Genomic DNA, 16,296 nt, shown 5'->3' with positions numbered 1-16,296 from the left:
GGCAGGCGCGGCCCGGCGCCGGCGCTCCCGATCCGGGTTCGGCCAGAACCCGGCTCACGCCGCGCGGCAACCCCCACCGGGGCTAGGCGCGGCCGCCAGGAACCGGTCCGGCAGCAGCCGGACAGGCGCACGAGTTGCGCGGCCGGGTGACCCCCCGGTGCCGACGCAGACACGACAGGGAGAGACCGATGGCAAAGGGCGACCCCGGGGGCACCACCCGCAGCAGGCGGGCCGCACCCCGCTCCAGGAAGGGCGCGGCCGGCGACCCTGAGCTGGTGCAGCTACTGACCCCCGAAGGCGAACGGATCGACAGCGTCACCGGTCCGGACGGCACCGAGTACCGCGTCGACTTCACCGACGAGGAATACCGCGGGCTCTACCGCGACCTGGTGCTGGTCCGGAAGCTGGACGCCGAGGCGACCGCTCTCCAGCGTCAGGGCGAGCTGGGCATCTGGGCCAGTCTGCTCGGCCAGGAGGCCGCCCAGGTCGGCTCGGGGCGGGCGCTGCGTACCCAGGACATGGCCTTCCCGACCTACCGGGAGCACGGTGTCCTCTACTGCCGGGGCATCGACCCGATCATGCCGCTCGGCCTGTTCCGCGGCGTCGACCAGGGCGGCTGGGACCCGAACGAGTTCAAGTTCAACATGTACACGATCGTGATCGGGGCGCAGACCCTGCACGCCACCGGTTACGCCATGGGGATCACCATGGACGGCAAGACCGGCACCGACGACGGCGAAGCCGTGATCGCGTACTTCGGCGACGGGGCCACCAGCCAGGGCGACGTCAACGAGGCGTTCGTCTGGGCGGGCGTGTTCAACGCGCCGATGGTCTTCTTCTGCCAGAACAACCAGTACGCCATCTCCGAGCCGTTGGAGCGGCAGACCCGCATCCCGCTCTACCAACGGGCCGCCGGCTTCGGCTTCCCCGGCGTACGGGTGGACGGCAACGACGTGCTGGCCACGTACGCGGTCACCCGCACCGCGCTGGACAACGCCCGGCACGGGCAGGGCCCGAGCCTGATCGAGGCGTACACGTACCGGATGGGCGCGCACACCACCTCCGACGACCCGACCCGCTACCGGATCGCCAGCGAGGTCGAGGCGTGGCAGGCGAAGGACCCGATCAGCCGGGTCAGGGCCTTCCTGGAGAAGCAGAAGATCGCCGACGCGGACTTCTTCGCCGAGGTCGACGAGCAGGCCCGCCGCGAGTCGGTGCACCTGCGTGAGCGGGTGCTCGCCATGCCCAACCCGGAGCCGGTGACGATGTTCGACCACGTCTACCCCAACGGCTCTCCGCTGCTCGACGAGCAGCGCGCGCAGTTCAGCCGCTACATGGAGTCGTTCGAGGGGAGCGCACACTGATGGCCACGGAGACGCTCACCCTCGGCAAGGCCCTCAACACCGGTCTGCGCCGCGCCCTGGAGACCGACCCCAAGGTCATCATCATGGGCGAGGACGTCGGCAAGCTCGGCGGCGTCTTCCGGATCACCGACGGGCTCCAGAAGGACTTCGGCGACCAGCGGGTGATCGACACCCCGTTGGCCGAGTCCGGCATCATCGGCACCGCTGTCGGCCTGGCCATCCGTGGCTACCGGCCGGTCTGCGAGATCCAGTTCGACGGTTTCGTCTACCCCGCGTACGACCAGATCGTGTCGCAGGTGGCGAAGATGCACTACCGCTCGCGCGGCAAGCTCAGCATCCCCATGGTGATCCGGATCCCGTTCGGTGGCGGCATCGGCGCGGTCGAGCACCACTCCGAGTCGCCGGAGGCGTACTTCGCGCACACCGCCGGGCTGAAGGTGGTGTCCTGCTCCAACCCGCAGGACGCGTACGTGATGATCCAGCAGGCCATCGCCTCGGACGACCCGATCGTGTTCCTGGAGCCCAAGCGGCGCTACTGGGAGAAGGGTCAGGTCGACCTGGACGCGCCGCTGTCCGAGGCGTACCCCCTGCATTCGGCCCGGGTCGTGCGGCCCGGCACCGACGTCACCCTGCTGGCCTACGGGCCGATGGTGCGGACCTGCCTGGAGGCGGCGACCGCCGCGGCCGAGGACGGCCGGGAGCTGGAGGTCATCGACCTACGCTCACTGTCCCCGCTGGATCTGAGCGCCGCGTACGAGTCGGTCAAGCGCACCGGCCGCGCGGTGGTGGTGCACGAGGCGCCGTCGAACATCGGTCTCGGCGCCGAGTTGGCCGCCCGGATCACCGAGGAGTGCTTCTACTCCCTGGAGTCGCCGGTGCTGCGGGTGACCGGCTTCGACACCCCCTACCCGGCCGCCCGGGTGGAGGAGGAGTACCTGCCCGACCTCGATCGGGTGCTCGACGCCGTCGACCGCACCTTCGGTTGGTGAGCGACATGTCCCGGATCAAGACGTTCAACCTGCCCGACCTGGGCGAAGGACTGACCGAGGGCGAGATCCTGACCTGGCTGGTCAAGGTCGGCGACACCATCGAGCTGAACCAGCCGATCGTCGAGGTCGAGACGGCGAAGGCGGCGGTGGAGATCCCGGCGAAGTGGGCCGGACAGGTGCAGGCGATCCACCACCCGGAGGGCACCACGGTGGAGGTGGGTGCGCCGATCATCGCGATCGACACCGACCCGGGCGCCGGTCCGCTGGAAGCCCCGTCGACCACCGCCGCACCGAGCGGCGACCTGCCCACTCCGTCGGCGGCTTCGCTGGCGGCGGTGGAGGTGGCGCCGGCCGAGGGCATGGTGGAGCCCGGCCTGATCGGCGGTCCGGCCCCGGGTGGTCGGACCGCGGTGCTGGTCGGCTACGGCCCGCGCACCACGACGGCGAAGCGCCGCCCGCGCAAGGGCGGCGTCCCGGCGCAGACCCCCGCCCCGGCGGTGGATCATGGAGTTGTGGCGGGTGACAAACCCACCCCAACCCCCGCTGTTCCGGCACCACAAGTCCATGATCGACGGGGCGGGGCGGTTCTGGCCAAGCCGCCGGTGCGCAAGCTCGCCAAGGATCTCGGGGTCGATCTCGCGACGTTGACCGGTTCGGGTCCGCTGGGCTCGATCACCCGCGAGGACGTGCAGCAGGCGGCGAGCGGCGCCACCGTGGTGGCCGAGCCGGTCACGGCGACGGCGACGAGCGCCGCGAGCTTCGGCACGGATCGCGAGCAGCGCATCCCGGTGAAGGGGGTACGCAAGCTCACCGCCGAGAACATGTCGCGCTCGGCGTTCACCGCTCCGCACGTGACGGAGTTCCTGACCGTCGACGTGACTCGGGCGATGAAGGCGCTGGAGCGACTGCGCGGCCGACGGGAGTGGCGCGACGTACGGGTCTCGCCGCTGCTGCTGGTGGCGAAGGCCGTGCTGCTGGCGGTGCAGCGTCACCCGATGGTCAACTCGACCTGGGCCGGCGACGAGATCGTGGTCAAGGAGTACGTCAACCTCGGTATCGCGGCAGCCACCGAACGCGGTCTGATCGTGCCGAACATCAAGGACGCCGGCCGGCTCTCGCTGCGGGAGTTGGCGGACTCGCTGACCGACCTGGTGCAGACGGCCAAGTCCGGCCGCACCTCGCCGGCGGACATGTCCGGCGGCACCCTGACCATCACCAACGTCGGTGTGTTCGGGGTGGACACCGGCACGCCGATCCTGCCCCCGGGCGAGTCGGCGATCCTGGCGTTCGGTGCGGTGCGGGAGATGCCCTGGGTGCACAAGGGCAAGGTCAAGGTGCGTCAGGTGACCACCCTGGGGCTCAGCTTCGACCACCGGATCATCGACGGTGAGCTGGGCTCGAAGTTCCTGCGCGACATCGGCGACTTCCTCGCCGATCCGGAGGCGGCCCTGCTCGCCTGGACCTGATCGTTCGCGACGCCAGCCACGGCCGGTGTGCCACGGGTTAACTCCCGGCACACCGGCCGTGTCGTTTTGGCGACGGAACCGTCGGCCAGACAGCCTGTTGACCTTTGATTGTTAGGCAAGTGTCTCAGCTCACCTAATAATCGATGGAAGTTCACCGGGTTCTGCGGTTGAATAGACGCATCAGGGGCTGACAACCGAATAGCTAGGGGGACCCACCAATGAGCATGATCGAGCGAATCCGCAACCACCGCGACGCCAACCGCCGCGCCCGTGCCATCGAGCACGCGCTGCGCTCGGCGAACTCGCCGGCGGTCCGCGAGGAGATCCTCGTCATCGCCCAGCGTCACATGAGCTGACGCTCCACGACATTCCGCACCTCCTCCAGATCGATGGCCCACCCGGCCCACCGGGTGGGCCATCGGCGTTTCCCGCCACCCACCACCGGGATTCCGCCCTGCCGCAACGCCCGGTACGGTGGGCTTCGGTCGCCGCCCGCCGACCCGGCAGAGGCCGAGCCGATAGAAGCTGCTCGACACCGACCGGTCACGCGTAGTGACGACCGGTGCTCCTTGGACGCGCCGTGCCGCTACCCGATACCGTGCGGGGAGCCGGCACAGCGGTACGCCGGTGACGCCGGCAGCCATGCCGAGGAGACCGATCGGCACCGGCGAGCCGACATGTGATGGAGGAGGCGCACCCATGACGTCCGAGGGCCCGCACCGTCCCGGCCAAGAGCCGGACGAGGTGTCACCGGGCGCCGGCGGACCGGCGCCGTACGGCGACCGCCCGGCGCAGCCGGACAACGGCCAGAACGCCGCCGGCCCCGACCTGGGCTGGGCGCCCCCGCCGCCGACGCGGCCCAACCCGTCGACGCCGGCCTGGGCGACCCAGGGCGAGCAGCAGCCCACCCCCGCCTGGGGTGGCGGCCCGCAGCCCAACGACCCCGCGCAGCCCGCCTGGGCCGCTGGCGGCGGCACGAGCGAACCACCGCAGCAGCAGCCCGGCGGCTGGCCCGGCAACGACGCAGGCGCGCCCGCCCCCGCCCAGCCCGCCGCGTGGGGCGCGCAGCAGCAGGGCTGGCAGTCGGGTGCCGCCGAGCAGCCCGAGTGGGTGCAGGCCCAGCCGGCCGCGAGGGGCGCCGCGCAGGTGCCTCCGGCCACCACTGCCTGGCCCGCCCAGGAAGACCCGGCCCAGTCCGGCGGTTGGGGTGGCGCCGCACAGGCCAACCCGCCCGCCGGTGACTGGCGCGGGGCCGAGGCGCAGCAGCCCGAGCCTCCGCAGGCCGGTGGTTGGTCCGGCGCTGCCCAGCAGGAGGGCGCGACCGGCAACGGCGGCTGGCCCGCCGGCACCGCCGCCCGCGACGACCAGCCGGTGTGGACGCCGGCCGAGCAGTCACCGCCGGCCTGGGGCCAACCCGCCGAGCCGACGGAGCAGCCCGCCCCGGCGTGGGGCCAGGCCGCCCCGCCGAACGCCGCCCGTGGGGCGGCTCAGGTGCCGGCACCGAGCCGACCCGGCCAGGAGGACCCGGCGCAGTCCGGCGGGTGGGCGGCACAGCAGCAGGCACAGCCCGCCGCCTGGAACGACGGCAGCGAGGCGCGACAGGACCAACCCGCGCAGCCCGCCGCCTGGGGCGCCGCCGAAGGCCGTCCGCAGCAGCCCGACTGGGTGCTCACCCCCCAGGACCAGCCGACCGATCGGCCGGAGCCGTCGGGGTGGACCCCGCCCGAGCAGAGCGGCCTCCCCGCTCGCGCCAGCGTCAGCGTGCCCGGCAACGACGGGGCGCCCGGCTGGCCCGCCAACCCGGACAACCCGGCCCCGAGCACTCCCGTCGTTCCGGAGGCCGAACCGTGGGCACCCGGTGAGGTGTGGGGTCGCGCCGAAGCGGAAGCCTCCGCCCAGTCCCGTGGTGGCTGGGAAGCGGACCGCGGCGGCGAGGCACCCGCCTACCAGCCCGGGCCCGCACCGGGCATCTCACCGGCGAACGCGGTGCCGCTGCCCCCGCAGGAGCAGCGCGTGCCGGGCGCCAGCCTGGCCGCCATTCCGCCGGCCGACTACCCGGCACCGCACGCCCAGTTCGCTCCGATCCCCGAGCAGCCCGCGTACGCCGAGCGGGAGACACCGGACGCCGCCGCACAGTACGAGGCGGAGCCGGCCGGCTGGGGTCGCGCGGAAGATGCCTCCGCGAGTGGTGCTGTGGTGCCCGCCCCGCGTACCTCCCCGGAGTCCGGTGCAGGCCGTGCGGTCGTACCCACGTCGGAGGCCGATCAGGCAGCGGGCGCGGCGGCCCGAGCCACCGCGAGCGCATCGGTGCCGCTGGCCAGCCGGGTGATGCCCCCGACCGACCAGGCCGCCCGACCGACCGGCACGGCTTCGCCACAACCCCGGGTGTACGGCCGCCCGGCCCGCCCCGAGCCGGAGAACGAGCCGGAGCCGGAGGCGTTCCAGGCCGAGCCGGCAGTCGAGCGGCAGGCCGCGCCGGAGTGGCAGAACGATCCGCAACGCCCGGTCGTGCCCGAGTGGCAGAACGACTCGCAACGCCCGGCCGCGCCGGAGTGGCAGGGCGACTCGCAACGCCCGATGGTGCCCGAGTGGCAGGACGACGCGCAGCGCCAGGCCGGCCCCGGCTGGGGCGGCGAGCCGGCTGCCGATCCGCGCTTCGACGACCGGCAGCCCGCACCGAACGCGTTCGGTGAGGCTCCGTCGGCACCGCCGGCGTTCCCGCCGGGTGTGCCGTCCTTCGTCGACGCGCCCGGCAACAACCGGCCGGTCAACGGCAACCGACCGAACGCCGGTGCCGAACGGCCCGCCGACCAGTTCGGCGGCCCCGGGTCGCCGGCCGCCGGTAGCGCCGCGGTCAACGGCACCGCCACCTTCGGCGTAGCGGACTTCGGTGGGCCGGGCTCCGGTGGGCCGGGCTCCGGTGGCTTCGGTGGGCCGGGCTTCGGTGCCGGGCCGGCAACGGAACCGGTGCCGGGCGGCAACTTCCCACCGTCGTTCCCGCCCGCGCAGCAGCCCCCGTCGCCGTGGGGCCAGGAGGCCGGGCAGTCGGAGCAGGGCCGGTTCGACGCGTTCAAGCCGGACGCCGACGAGCCGAAGGTGGAACCGCCGACCCCCAAGGTGCGCAACGGCCGGGTGCTGGCCGCGGTGCTGGTCGCCGCGGTGCTGATCCTCGCGGTGCCGCTCGGCCTGCTGCTGCTGCTCGGCAAGTTCGGCGACAACGACACGCCGGCCTTCGACCCGGCGGTCGGCACCTGCGTGAAGCAGTCCGGTCAGGGTGGCGCTTCGGCGGCGGACTGCGGCGAGGCGGGCGCTTTCACGATCGTGTCGAAGGTGGACGCGAAGGAGAAGTGCGCCGACCCGACGCAGCCGCACGTGGTGCTGCCGGGTGACGGCACCAACCGGGTGCTCTGCCTCAAGCCGGCCACGAAGTAACTCCGTCGACGGCGGGGCCACGGGCGACCGTGACCCCGCCGTTCGTCGTACCCGTCCCCGCGCCCAAGCCCGCCGCCGAACCGCCGCACCGTCCGAGATCCGCACAAGATCGGGGATGTTGGTGTTTCCAGCGCCTCGGAGGCAGCAACATCGGGGAACTCGCGCGGATCTCCGATCGAGACGCTGACCGTGGGCGCATATGGGACGCGGTCGAGGTCCGCGAGTACGCCGCGAAGCGTCGGGAACGCAACGAAGGCGGCGCGGGCTAGCAGCCGCTCTGCCTGCTGTCGTCCGGGTCACGGCGATCGGGCCGGTGGGGCGTGGCAGGCTGAGGGGATGGCAACGACAGCGCGTGTACGGGCGCCCGAACTGCGGGGCCGGCAGTGGCTCAACACCGGCGGCCGGAATCTGACCCTGCAGGACCTTCGCGGCAAGATCGTGATCGCGGACTTCTGGACGTTCTGCTGTATCAACTGCCTGCACGTCCTCGACGAGCTGCGCCCGCTGGAGGAGAAGTACGGCGACGTGCTCGTCGTGATCGGTGTGCACTCGCCGAAGTTCGAGCACGAGAAGGACCCGGACGCGCTCGCCGCCGCCGTCGAGCGGTACGGAGTGCACCACCCCGTCCTCGACGACCCCGAGATGGACATGTGGCAGCAGTACGCCGCCCGGGCCTGGCCGACGCTGTCGGTGATCGACCCCGAGGGGTACGTCGTCGCCACCATGGCGGGCGAGGGGCACGCCGAAGGGCTGGCCCGGTTGATCGACGAGCTGATCGCCACCCACGAGGCCAAGGGCACCCTGCACCGGGGCGACGGGCCGTACGTTCCGCCACCGGCGCCGGAGACCGCGCTGCGCTTCCCGGGCAAGGCGGCTCAACTGCCGAACGGCAACCTGCTGGTCTCGGACTCGGCCCGGCACTCGCTGGTCGAGGTGGCACCGGACGGCGAGACGCCGGTGCGTCGGATCGGCTCGGGCGAGCGGGGCCGCGCCGACGGGCCGGCTGCCGCGGCGACGTTCTCGGAGCCGCAGGGGGTGTGCCTGCTGCCCACGCACGTCGCCGAGGTGGCCGGCTACGACCTGGTGGTGGCCGACACGGTCAACCACCTGCTGCGTGGCGTACGGCTGGAGTCCGGCGAGGTACTGACCGTGGCCGGGAGCGGCCGGCAGTGGCGTGCCGAGGTGGACGACCACGCCCACGACGCGCTCGCCGTGGATCTCTCGTCCCCGTGGGACCTGGCCTGGTACGACGACAAACTGATCATCGCGATGGCCGGTATCCACCAGCTCTGGTGGTTCGACCCGATCAAGCGGACCGCCGGCATGTACGCGGGCACCACGGTCGAGGCGCTGCGCGACGGCCCGCTGGCCGAGGCGTGGATGGCACAGCCGTCCGGGCTCTCCGTCTCCGCCGACGGCACCCGGCTCTGGATCGCCGACAGTGAGACCAGCGCCGTCCGCTACGTCGAGAACGGCGTGCTGGGCACCGCCGTCGGGCAGGGCCTGTTCGACTTCGGGCACGTGGACGGCCCGGCGGAGTCGGCGCTGCTCCAGCACCCGCTGGGGGTGTGCGCGTTGCCGGACGGCTCGGTGCTGATCGCGGACACGTACAACGGTGCGGTGCGCCGCTTCGACCCGGACAGCAACCAGGTCTCCACCGTCGCCGACGGGTTGGCGGAGCCCAGCGACCTGGTGCTCACCCCGGCCGGCGAGGTGCTGGTGGTGGAGTCCGCCGCGCACCGGCTGACCCGGCTCGCTCCGGGCGCACTGTCGGCGGCGGGCGCCAGCACGGTGGACGGGCCCCGGCACCGCACCGAACGCAAGCCGACCGACGTCTCGGCCGGTGAGGTCACCCTGGACATCGTCTTCACCCCGGCGCCGGGGCAGAAGCTGGACGAGACGTACGGGCCGTCGACCCGGCTGGTGGTGTCCGCCTCTCCACCGGAGCTGCTGGTCGAGGGTGCCGGAACGGGCACCGAACTGTCCCGTCGACTGGTGCTGAACGGCGAGGTCACCGCCGGTGTGTTGCAGGTGACCGCCCAGGCGGCCACCTGTGACGCGGACGTCGAACACGCGGCGTGCCACCTGACCCGGCAGGACTGGGGCGTACCGGTCCGGGTGGTCGACGGCGCGGTGACCCGGCTGCCGCTGGTGCTTCGCGGCCTGGACGCCTGACGTACGCGGAGGGGCCCCGTGCGGGCCCCTCCTCTCACGCGAACGGTGCCAGGGTCACGCCGGCGTCGATCAGGGCGGCGCGGACCAGTTCGGCGGCGGATACCGCGCCCGGGGTGTCGCCGTGCACGCAGATGGAGTCGACCGAGCAGGGGATGACGGTGCCGTCCACCGCCACCACGACCCGTTCGACGGCCATCCGCACCGCCCGTTCGGCCACCTGCTCCGGGTCGCTGATCACGGCACCGGGGGTGCCACGCGGCACCAACGCCCCGTTGGGCAGGTACGCGCGGTCGGCGAACGCCTCGGCGACGACCGGCAGACCCGCGCCGACGGCTAGCTGGGCCAGCGTCGAGCCGGGCAGGCAGAGGACGGGCAACTCGGGGTCGTACCCGGTGACGGCGGCGACCACGGCCGCCGCCTGGGATTCGTCCGTGCTGGTCGCGTGGTAGAGCGCCCCGTGCGGCTTCAGGTAGCGGACCCGGGTGCCGAACAGCCGGCAGAACGCGTTCAGCGCCCCGAGCTGGTACGTCATCTCGTCGCGTAGCTCGCCGAAGGCGTACGCGATGCTCCGCCGACCGAAGCCGGCCAGGTCCCGGTAGCCGACCTGCGCGCCCACCGCGACCCCCCGCCGCGCGGCGTCCTCGCAGACCCGTCGCATGGTGGACGGGTCGCCGCCGTGAAAGCCGCAGGCGACGTTGGCGGACGTGACCAGGCTCAGCAACGCCTCGTCGTCGCCGAGTCGCCAGATGCCGAATCCCTCGCCGAGGTCAGCGTTGAGGTCCATGGAATCTGACGGTAGTCCCTGGCCGGGCCTGCGCGAGCGGGGTCACGTCGGTGACCACCCCGATGACCGGGTATCCGCCGGTGGTCGGATGGTCCGCCAGGAAGATCAGCGGTTGTCCGTCCGCCGGCACCTGTACCGCGCCGAGCACGATGCCCTCGCTGGGCAGTTCGCCGGCGACCGCGCGGGGCAACGGCGCGCCGGCGAGTCGCGCGCCGACCCGGTTGCTCACCGGGCTGAGGGTGTACGCGCTGCCGAACAGCCGGTCGATCGCGCTCGGCGTGAACCAGTCGTCGCGAGGACCGAGTCGCAGTGTCAACCGCAGCTCGGACGGGGGCGTGGGGCACACGGTCAGGTCCACCGGGGCGGGTGCGCCGAGCGGGTCGCCGAGCCGCAGCCGGTCACCGTCGCGCAGCGGGGGCGGACCGAGCCCGGAGAGGGTGTCGGTGGCTCGACTGCCGAGCACCGGCGACACGTCGATGCCACCCGCCACCGCCAGCCAACTCCGTACGCCCCGTCGGGCGGGGCCGACCCGCAGCACCGTCCCGGCCGGCACGGTGAGCGGACGTCCGGCGTCGGCGGGCCGATCGCCCGCCTGGACCGTGACCTCGGCGCCGGTGAGCGCCACCGTGGTGGCCCGGGTCAGCCGCAGGGTACAACCGGTCAGGGTGATCTCCAGCCCGGCGGCGTGCTCGGGGTTGCCGACCAGCCGGTTGGCCAACCGCAGAGCTGCCGGGTCGAGGGCACCAGAACGGGGTACGCCCAGGTGCGCCCACCCCGGCCGACCCAGGTCCTGCACCGTGGTGAGCGCCCCGGCGCGGAGCACCTCGATGGCAGCCGGGTGGGTCACGTCGCCACCATCCGCACCAGCGTGCCCGGTCCGAGCCGGGCCGGTGGATCGGCGTGGACGTCGAAGAGAACCAGTTCGGTGCGGCCGACCAACTGCCAGCCGCCGGGGGACGCACCCGGGTAGATGCCCGCGTACGGGCCGGCGAGGGCGACCGATCCGGCCGGCACCCGAGGGCGGGGTGTGGCCAGCCGGGGCAGCGCCAACTCGGCGGGCAGCCCGGTCAGGTAGGGGAAGCCGGGGGCGAATCCGCAGAACGCGACCCGGAACCGGGTGCCGGTCAACCGGCGCAGCACGGCGGGCACGTCCACGTTCCAGTGCTCGGCCACCGTCGGCAGGTCCGGTCCGTCGAAGCAGACCGGAACGACGACCTCCGCAACGTCGCGGTCGGCGGCTCTGGTGGTGGAGCCGCGGTCGGCGGCTCCGGCGACGGGGTCACGGTCGACGGTTCCAGTGAGGGCGTCGCGCTCGCCGGTCCTGGCGGCCGCCACGGCGCTGGCGGGACGGTTCGCGGCGGCGGCGGCGACGTCGCCCGCCCAACGGGCCAGTTGTTCGGCCGTGGCGCTCGGGTCGGGCAAACCGTCGAGCAGGACGGTGCTGGCCGCCGGCACGATCTCGACGGCGATCAGGTCGCCCTGCTCCCGACGCCGCCACAACTCGGCCCGCCACGCGTCGACCACGTCGGCCTCGGGCACGTCGTCGTGGGGCGCGTCGTCGTCGTGGGGCGTGTCGTCGTCGGTGGTGCAGTCGAGCAGGAGGGCGTGCACCCCGACGGGCCGGATCCGCATCGGCTCATCTTCGCCGATGGATCGGGGTCGTGGTGTTCACGATGACGGTGCCGGGCGTCACCGACGCGACTACTTGAAAGTAACCTACGGTGCCGTAACCTGATGTCGTGACCACCTCCGCCCCGCTTCGCCTGAAGCCGGTCGACATCGGTAAGCCCCGGATGCGCGGCTGGCTGCACACGTACGCCTTCTTCGTCGCGGTGGTGTGCGGCATCGTGCTCTGTTCGATCGCCGCCAGCCGACCGGGGTGGGCGCCCCTGGTCAGTTGCGTCATCTACAGCGTGACGGTCTGCGGGCTCTTCGGCACGAGCGCCCTGTACCACCGTCGAGTGTGGTCGGAGCGCGGCTATCAGGTGATGCGCCGGATGGACCACTCGATGATCTTCGTGTTCATCGCCGGCACGTACACACCGTTCTGCGTGATGCTGCTCGCGCCCCGACCGGCCACCGTGATGCTGGCCCTGGTCTGGGGCGGGGCACTGGCCGGCGTGGCCCTCAAGGTGGTCTGGCCGCACGCGCCGCGCTGGGTGTCCGCGCCGCTCTACCTGGCGCTCGGATGGGTGTCGGTGGCCATGCTGCCGGAGATCCTGCACGGTGGTGGCGTCGCGGCGCTGGTGCTGTTGATCGTCGGCGGCGCGATCTACAGCGTCGGCGCGGTCTTCTACGCGTTGCGGCGGCCCAACCCGTGGCCGACGGTCTTCGGTCACCACGAGTTCTTCCACGCCTGCACCCTGGTGGCGGCGATCTGCCACCACATCGCGATCTACTTCGCGCTGTTCGCCTGACCGGAACGTCCGGCACAGTCGCGGGACGAGCGAGCGCGCCCCGGCCTCGGGCAACACCCCTCAAGATCCGCGCAACTTCCGGGGAAACTGCTGCCTCAACGCACCCGCAGGCAGCAGTTTCCCCGAAAGTGTGCGGATCTTGAGAGGGCGCGAGGGCGGGGCGGGGGCAGGGCGGGTCGGGCGCACCCGCGAGCCGGGCGCGCGCAACGCGGCTGGGTCGGAACGCGAGCCGGGGCCCCGCGGCGCTGCGGGACCCCGGAGTGCGCGGGCGAGGATCAGACGGGGTGGCCCGGCCGACGAACCTCGCGGTACTCCCGCATGACCTGGTCATCCTGGACCGGCACGACGCGGTCGGCCACGACGCGCTCCTCGCGTACCGGGGCGGCGACCACCGTGCGGCGGCGGCTGTTCCAGAAATAGAGGGTGGCGAGCAGACCGGCGACGCCGGCCAGCATCAACACCCAGCCGACGACGGACAGGTCCAGCCAGCCCAGGTCGGCTTCCACGGCGAATGCGAAGATCGCGCCGAGCGCGATCAAGAAGATGCTGCCACCAATGCCCATGTCTCGCTCCTCGGCTCTAACCTGGCGTACGACGCGCCGCGGCCGTCGGTAGGGGTGCGGCAGGCATTGACTTACCCAGGCACGGAGATCGCCAATCGGGCAAGCTGGGGGCATGACGGACGCCGACCTCGAGACACGGACACTGGTCCTGCTTCGGCATGCGAAGGCCGAGCAGGGTAGCGATGCGGCGGACGACGCCGAACGCCCGCTCAGCGCACGCGGGGAGTCCGATGCGGCGGCGGCTGGTGCCTGGCTGGCGCGGAACGGCCTGCTGCCGGACGTGGTCATCTGCTCGACGGCCAGGCGCACCCGGCAGACCTGGCACGGGGTGGCGATGGGGATGACCGGTTCACCGCCGGAGGGTGGTCCGACCGGTCCTCGACCGACCGTCCGTTACGAGCCGGGCGCGTACGACGCGCACCCCGAGGAGTTGTTGGCGCTGGTCCGCACTGTCGATCCGGCCGCCCGGACCGCGCTCCTGATCGCCCATAACCCGGGCATTTCTCTGCTCTCCGCGCTCCTCGATCCGGACGGGGCGGCCGAGGAGGGTCTGCGTACCGCCGAACTGGCGGTGCATCGTGGCCGCTTCGGCTGGGCGGAGCTGAGCCGGGCGGGAGCGCCGGTCACGGCGGGCCACACCGCACGCGACTGAGCCACCCGCCGGTCACCGGCGGGTGGCTCAGGGGTACGCGCCCAGGTCGTGCTCAGGACGGCGGGGCGGTCGGTGGGGGCGGATCCGGCGGCGGCGGCATCATCGCGGTGGGATGAGAGAGCCGGTTCTCCTCCACGATGAGGGTCCGGGCCCGCTTACGCCGGTCCTGCCAGAACCAGAGCGTGGTCAGCAGTACGGCCAGCCCGGCCAGGATGAACACCCAGCCGACGGCCCGCACATCGATCCACCAGACGTTGGCTCTCAGCGCGAAGGTCAGGATCGCGCCGATCGCGATGAGAAAGATGCCGCTTCCTACACCCATGTGCGCTGCACTCCCCCGTGCGGTGGCTCTGGGCGTTCCCTTTCGAGGTCACGCGACGGTTACCCGCCACGCAGCCGGCATACCCGGCCGGGCCGGCCACATACGTGCCGTGGCGGCTCGGCAGGCGCTACCACCGGAAACGGCGGCGGCCGGCGAGGCAGGTAGCCCTCGCCGGCCGTCGGTGCCGACCCCGGGTGGTGCGGACCCGGGACCGTCAGCCGTGCCGTGGCACGGTCAGAAGGCCTCCTCCGGGAGGTCCATGATGTCGAGGTCGGCACCCTCGATGATCCGCCGGTCGGCGCCGATGCGGGGCAGCACCTCGCGGGCGAAGAAACGGGCAGCGGCCACCTTGCCGGTGTAGAACGCCTTGTCGCTGGTGGAGACCTCGCCGGCCAGGGCCTTCAGCGCCACGTCGGCCTGCCGCTGGAGCAGCCAGCCGACGACCAGGTCACCGATCGCCAGCAGGAAGCGGCGGCTGCTGAGGCCGACCTTGTAGAGCGCCCGGGTGTCGCCACCCTGCGCCTCGCCCAGCCAGCCGGTCATCACGCCGAGGATGTTCTGAACCTCGGTCAGCGCCTTACCGAGCGCCTGTCGCTCCTCCTTGAGCTGGCCGTTGCCCGCCTCGGAGGAGATGAACTCCTGGATCTCGCCGGCTACCGCCATCAGCGCCTTGCCGTTGTCCCGAACGATCTTGCGGAAGATCAGGTCCAGGCTCTGGATGGCGGTGGTGCCCTCGTACAGAGTGTCGATCTTGGCGTCGCGGACGTACTGCTCCAACGGGTAGTCCTGGAGGAACCCGGAACCGCCGAAGGTCTGCAACGACTCGTGCCCGAGCAGTTCGTAGGCCCGCTCCGACCCGACGCCCTTCACCAGCGGCAGCAGCAGGTCGTTGACCTGCTTGGCCAGCTTGGTGGCCTTCTCGTCGCCGGCTGCCTCGGCGATCGCGACCTTGTCCTGCCAGGAGGCGGTGTAGAGGACCAGAGCACGAAGACCCTCGGCGTACGACTTCTGCAGCAGCAGCGAGCGACGCACGTCCGGGTGGTGGGTGATGGTGACCCGAGGCGCGGCCTTGTCCGCCTGCTGGATCAGGTCGGCGCCCTGCACCCGGCTCTTCGCGTACTCCAGGGCGTTGAGGTAGCCGGTGGAGAGGGTGGCGATGGCCTTGGTGCCGACGAGCATCCGCGCGTACTCGATGATCATGAACATCTGCCGGATGCCGTCGTGCTTGTCACCGAGCAGCCAGCCCTTGGCCGGTACGCCGTGCTCGCCGAAGGTCAGCTCGCAGGTGTTGGAGACCTTCAGGCCCATCTTGTGCTCGACGTTCGTGGTGTAGACGCCGTTGCGCTCACCCAGCTCGCCGGTGGTCTCGTCGAAGTGGAACTTCGGCACCACGAAGAGCGACAGGCCCTTGGTGCCCGGGCCACCGACGCCCTCCACGCCGACCGGGCGGGCCAGCACGTAGTGCACGATGTTGTCGCTCAGGTCGTGCTCGCCCGAGGTGATGAAGCGCTTCACGCCCTCGATGTGCCAGGACCCGTCGGGCTGCTGCGTCGCGCGGGCGCGGCCGGCGCCCACGTCCGAACCGGCGTCCGGCTCGGTGAGCACCATCGTGGAGCCCCACTGCTTGTCGATGAAGAGCTTGGCCCACTGCTTCTGCCGGTCGGTGCCCTCGACGTGCAGCACGTGCGCGAACGACGGGCCGGAGGCGTACATCCAGATGGGGGCGTTCGAGCCGAGCACCAGCTCGGCGAGCGCCCACCAGAGGGCCCGTGGCGCGTTGGTGCCACCCAGCTCCGGCGGGAGGTCGAGGCGCCAGAACTCGGAGTCCATGAATGCCTGGTACGACTTCTTGAACGACGCCGGCAACGGCGCGGTGTGCGTGGCCGGATCGAACACCGGCGGGTTGCGGTCACTGTCGGTGTAGCTGGCGGCAAGGTCCTCGCGAGCGAGGCGGTCGAGCTCGGCGAGGAAGCTGCGGGCGGTGTCGGCGTCGAGTTCCGAGTACGGCTCCTGGCCGAAAGCCCGGTCCGCACCGAAGACCTCGAACAGGTTGAACTCAAGGTCCCGCAGGTTGCTCTTGTAGTGGGTCATGCTCGCTGGCCCCGCTTCCGGACAGTGTTACCGATCAGTAA

14 protein-coding genes are annotated in these 16,296 nt (G+C 72.1%); 8 read left to right on the top strand and 6 right to left on the bottom strand.

Translation table 11 applies throughout. The annotated features are described in order from the left end of the window. Positions 1–188: 188 nt before the first annotated feature. The 6 genes from pdhA (at position 189) to O7616_RS05670 (ending at position 9,426) form a co-directional block, all read left to right on the top strand. Positions 189–1,364 (top strand): pyruvate dehydrogenase (acetyl-transferring) E1 component subunit alpha, encoded by a 1,176-nt coding sequence (gene pdhA, locus O7616_RS05695; protein WP_278136806.1) that lies wholly within the window; start codon positions 189–191, stop codon positions 1,362–1,364. Continuing rightward, positions 1,364–2,353, top strand: a complete 990-nt coding sequence (locus tag O7616_RS05690) for an alpha-ketoacid dehydrogenase subunit beta (RefSeq protein ID WP_282263384.1) — start codon at positions 1,364–1,366, stop codon at positions 2,351–2,353. Before pdhA ends, O7616_RS05690 begins: the two co-directional genes overlap by 1 nt. 5 nt (positions 2,354–2,358) lie before the next feature. Beyond that, the gene (locus tag O7616_RS05685) at positions 2,359–3,819 is read left to right on the top strand and encodes a dihydrolipoamide acetyltransferase family protein (protein WP_282307540.1); all 1,461 of its coding nucleotides are present in this window, start codon (positions 2,359–2,361) and stop codon (positions 3,817–3,819) included. A gap of 218 nt (positions 3,820–4,037) precedes the next feature. Continuing rightward, a complete protein-coding gene (locus O7616_RS05680) occupies positions 4,038–4,175 on the top strand; it encodes a hypothetical protein (RefSeq protein WP_167393602.1) in 138 nt (45 codons plus the stop codon). A 343-nt stretch (positions 4,176–4,518) separates the two neighbouring features. After that, the gene (locus tag O7616_RS05675; RefSeq protein ID WP_282305896.1) at positions 4,519–7,251 is read left to right on the top strand and encodes a hypothetical protein; all 2,733 of its coding nucleotides are present in this window, start codon (positions 4,519–4,521) and stop codon (positions 7,249–7,251) included. A 336-nt stretch (positions 7,252–7,587) separates the two neighbouring features. Further along, positions 7,588–9,426 (top strand): NHL domain-containing thioredoxin family protein, encoded by a 1,839-nt coding sequence (locus O7616_RS05670; protein ID WP_282305895.1) that lies wholly within the window; start codon positions 7,588–7,590, stop codon positions 9,424–9,426. A 34-nt stretch (positions 9,427–9,460) separates the two neighbouring features. On the opposite strand, the gene O7616_RS05665 is transcribed toward O7616_RS05670, so the two are convergent. From O7616_RS05665 to O7616_RS05655, 3 genes are read right to left on the bottom strand one after another with little or no spacing between them, the layout of a single operon-like run. Then, positions 9,461–10,210: a 5-oxoprolinase subunit PxpA gene (locus O7616_RS05665; RefSeq protein WP_282305894.1), complete on the bottom strand. Its 750-nt coding sequence runs from the start codon at positions 10,208–10,210 to the stop codon at positions 9,461–9,463. After that, on the bottom strand, positions 10,194–11,057 hold the full coding sequence (locus O7616_RS05660) for a biotin-dependent carboxyltransferase family protein (protein WP_282305893.1): 864 nt from the start codon (positions 11,055–11,057) through the stop codon (positions 10,194–10,196). Before O7616_RS05660 ends, O7616_RS05665 begins: the two co-directional genes overlap by 17 nt. After that, positions 11,054–11,842, bottom strand: a complete 789-nt coding sequence (locus O7616_RS05655; protein ID WP_282305892.1) for a carboxyltransferase domain-containing protein — start codon at positions 11,840–11,842, stop codon at positions 11,054–11,056. Before O7616_RS05655 ends, O7616_RS05660 begins: the two co-directional genes overlap by 4 nt. Positions 11,843–11,949: 107 nt before the next feature. Here O7616_RS05655 and O7616_RS05650 point away from each other — a divergent pair, with 107 nt between their 5' ends. Further along, the gene (locus tag O7616_RS05650) at positions 11,950–12,627 is read left to right on the top strand and encodes a hemolysin III family protein (RefSeq protein ID WP_282305891.1); all 678 of its coding nucleotides are present in this window, start codon (positions 11,950–11,952) and stop codon (positions 12,625–12,627) included. Between the two features lie 275 nt (positions 12,628–12,902). On the opposite strand, the gene O7616_RS05645 is transcribed toward O7616_RS05650, so the two are convergent. Beyond that, positions 12,903–13,190 (bottom strand): DUF6458 family protein, encoded by a 288-nt coding sequence (locus O7616_RS05645; protein ID WP_282263393.1) that lies wholly within the window; start codon positions 13,188–13,190, stop codon positions 12,903–12,905. A 112-nt stretch (positions 13,191–13,302) separates the two neighbouring features. On the opposite strand from O7616_RS05645, the gene O7616_RS05640 reads away from it, so the two are divergent. Then, positions 13,303–13,842, top strand: a complete 540-nt coding sequence (locus O7616_RS05640) for a histidine phosphatase family protein (RefSeq protein ID WP_282305890.1) — start codon at positions 13,303–13,305, stop codon at positions 13,840–13,842. Between the two features lie 52 nt (positions 13,843–13,894). Here the strand turns inward: O7616_RS05640 and O7616_RS05635 are convergent, their stop codons facing one another. Together O7616_RS05635 and O7616_RS05630 are read right to left on the bottom strand one after the other, a co-directional pair. Then, the gene (locus O7616_RS05635; protein ID WP_030332052.1) at positions 13,895–14,164 is read right to left on the bottom strand and encodes a DUF6458 family protein; all 270 of its coding nucleotides are present in this window, start codon (positions 14,162–14,164) and stop codon (positions 13,895–13,897) included. Between the two features lie 234 nt (positions 14,165–14,398). After that, on the bottom strand, positions 14,399–16,255 hold the full coding sequence (locus O7616_RS05630; RefSeq protein ID WP_282305889.1) for an acyl-CoA dehydrogenase: 1,857 nt from the start codon (positions 16,253–16,255) through the stop codon (positions 14,399–14,401). Positions 16,256–16,296 lie beyond the last annotated feature (41 nt).

Origin of the sequence: Micromonospora sp. WMMD964, assembly GCF_029581455.1 — a bacterium.
In the GTDB taxonomy this organism is placed as follows: Bacteria; Actinomycetota; Actinomycetes; order Mycobacteriales; family Micromonosporaceae; genus Micromonospora.
The sequence above is the reverse complement of the archived record's forward strand: the minus strand, read 5'-3'. Positions and strand labels throughout refer to the sequence as shown.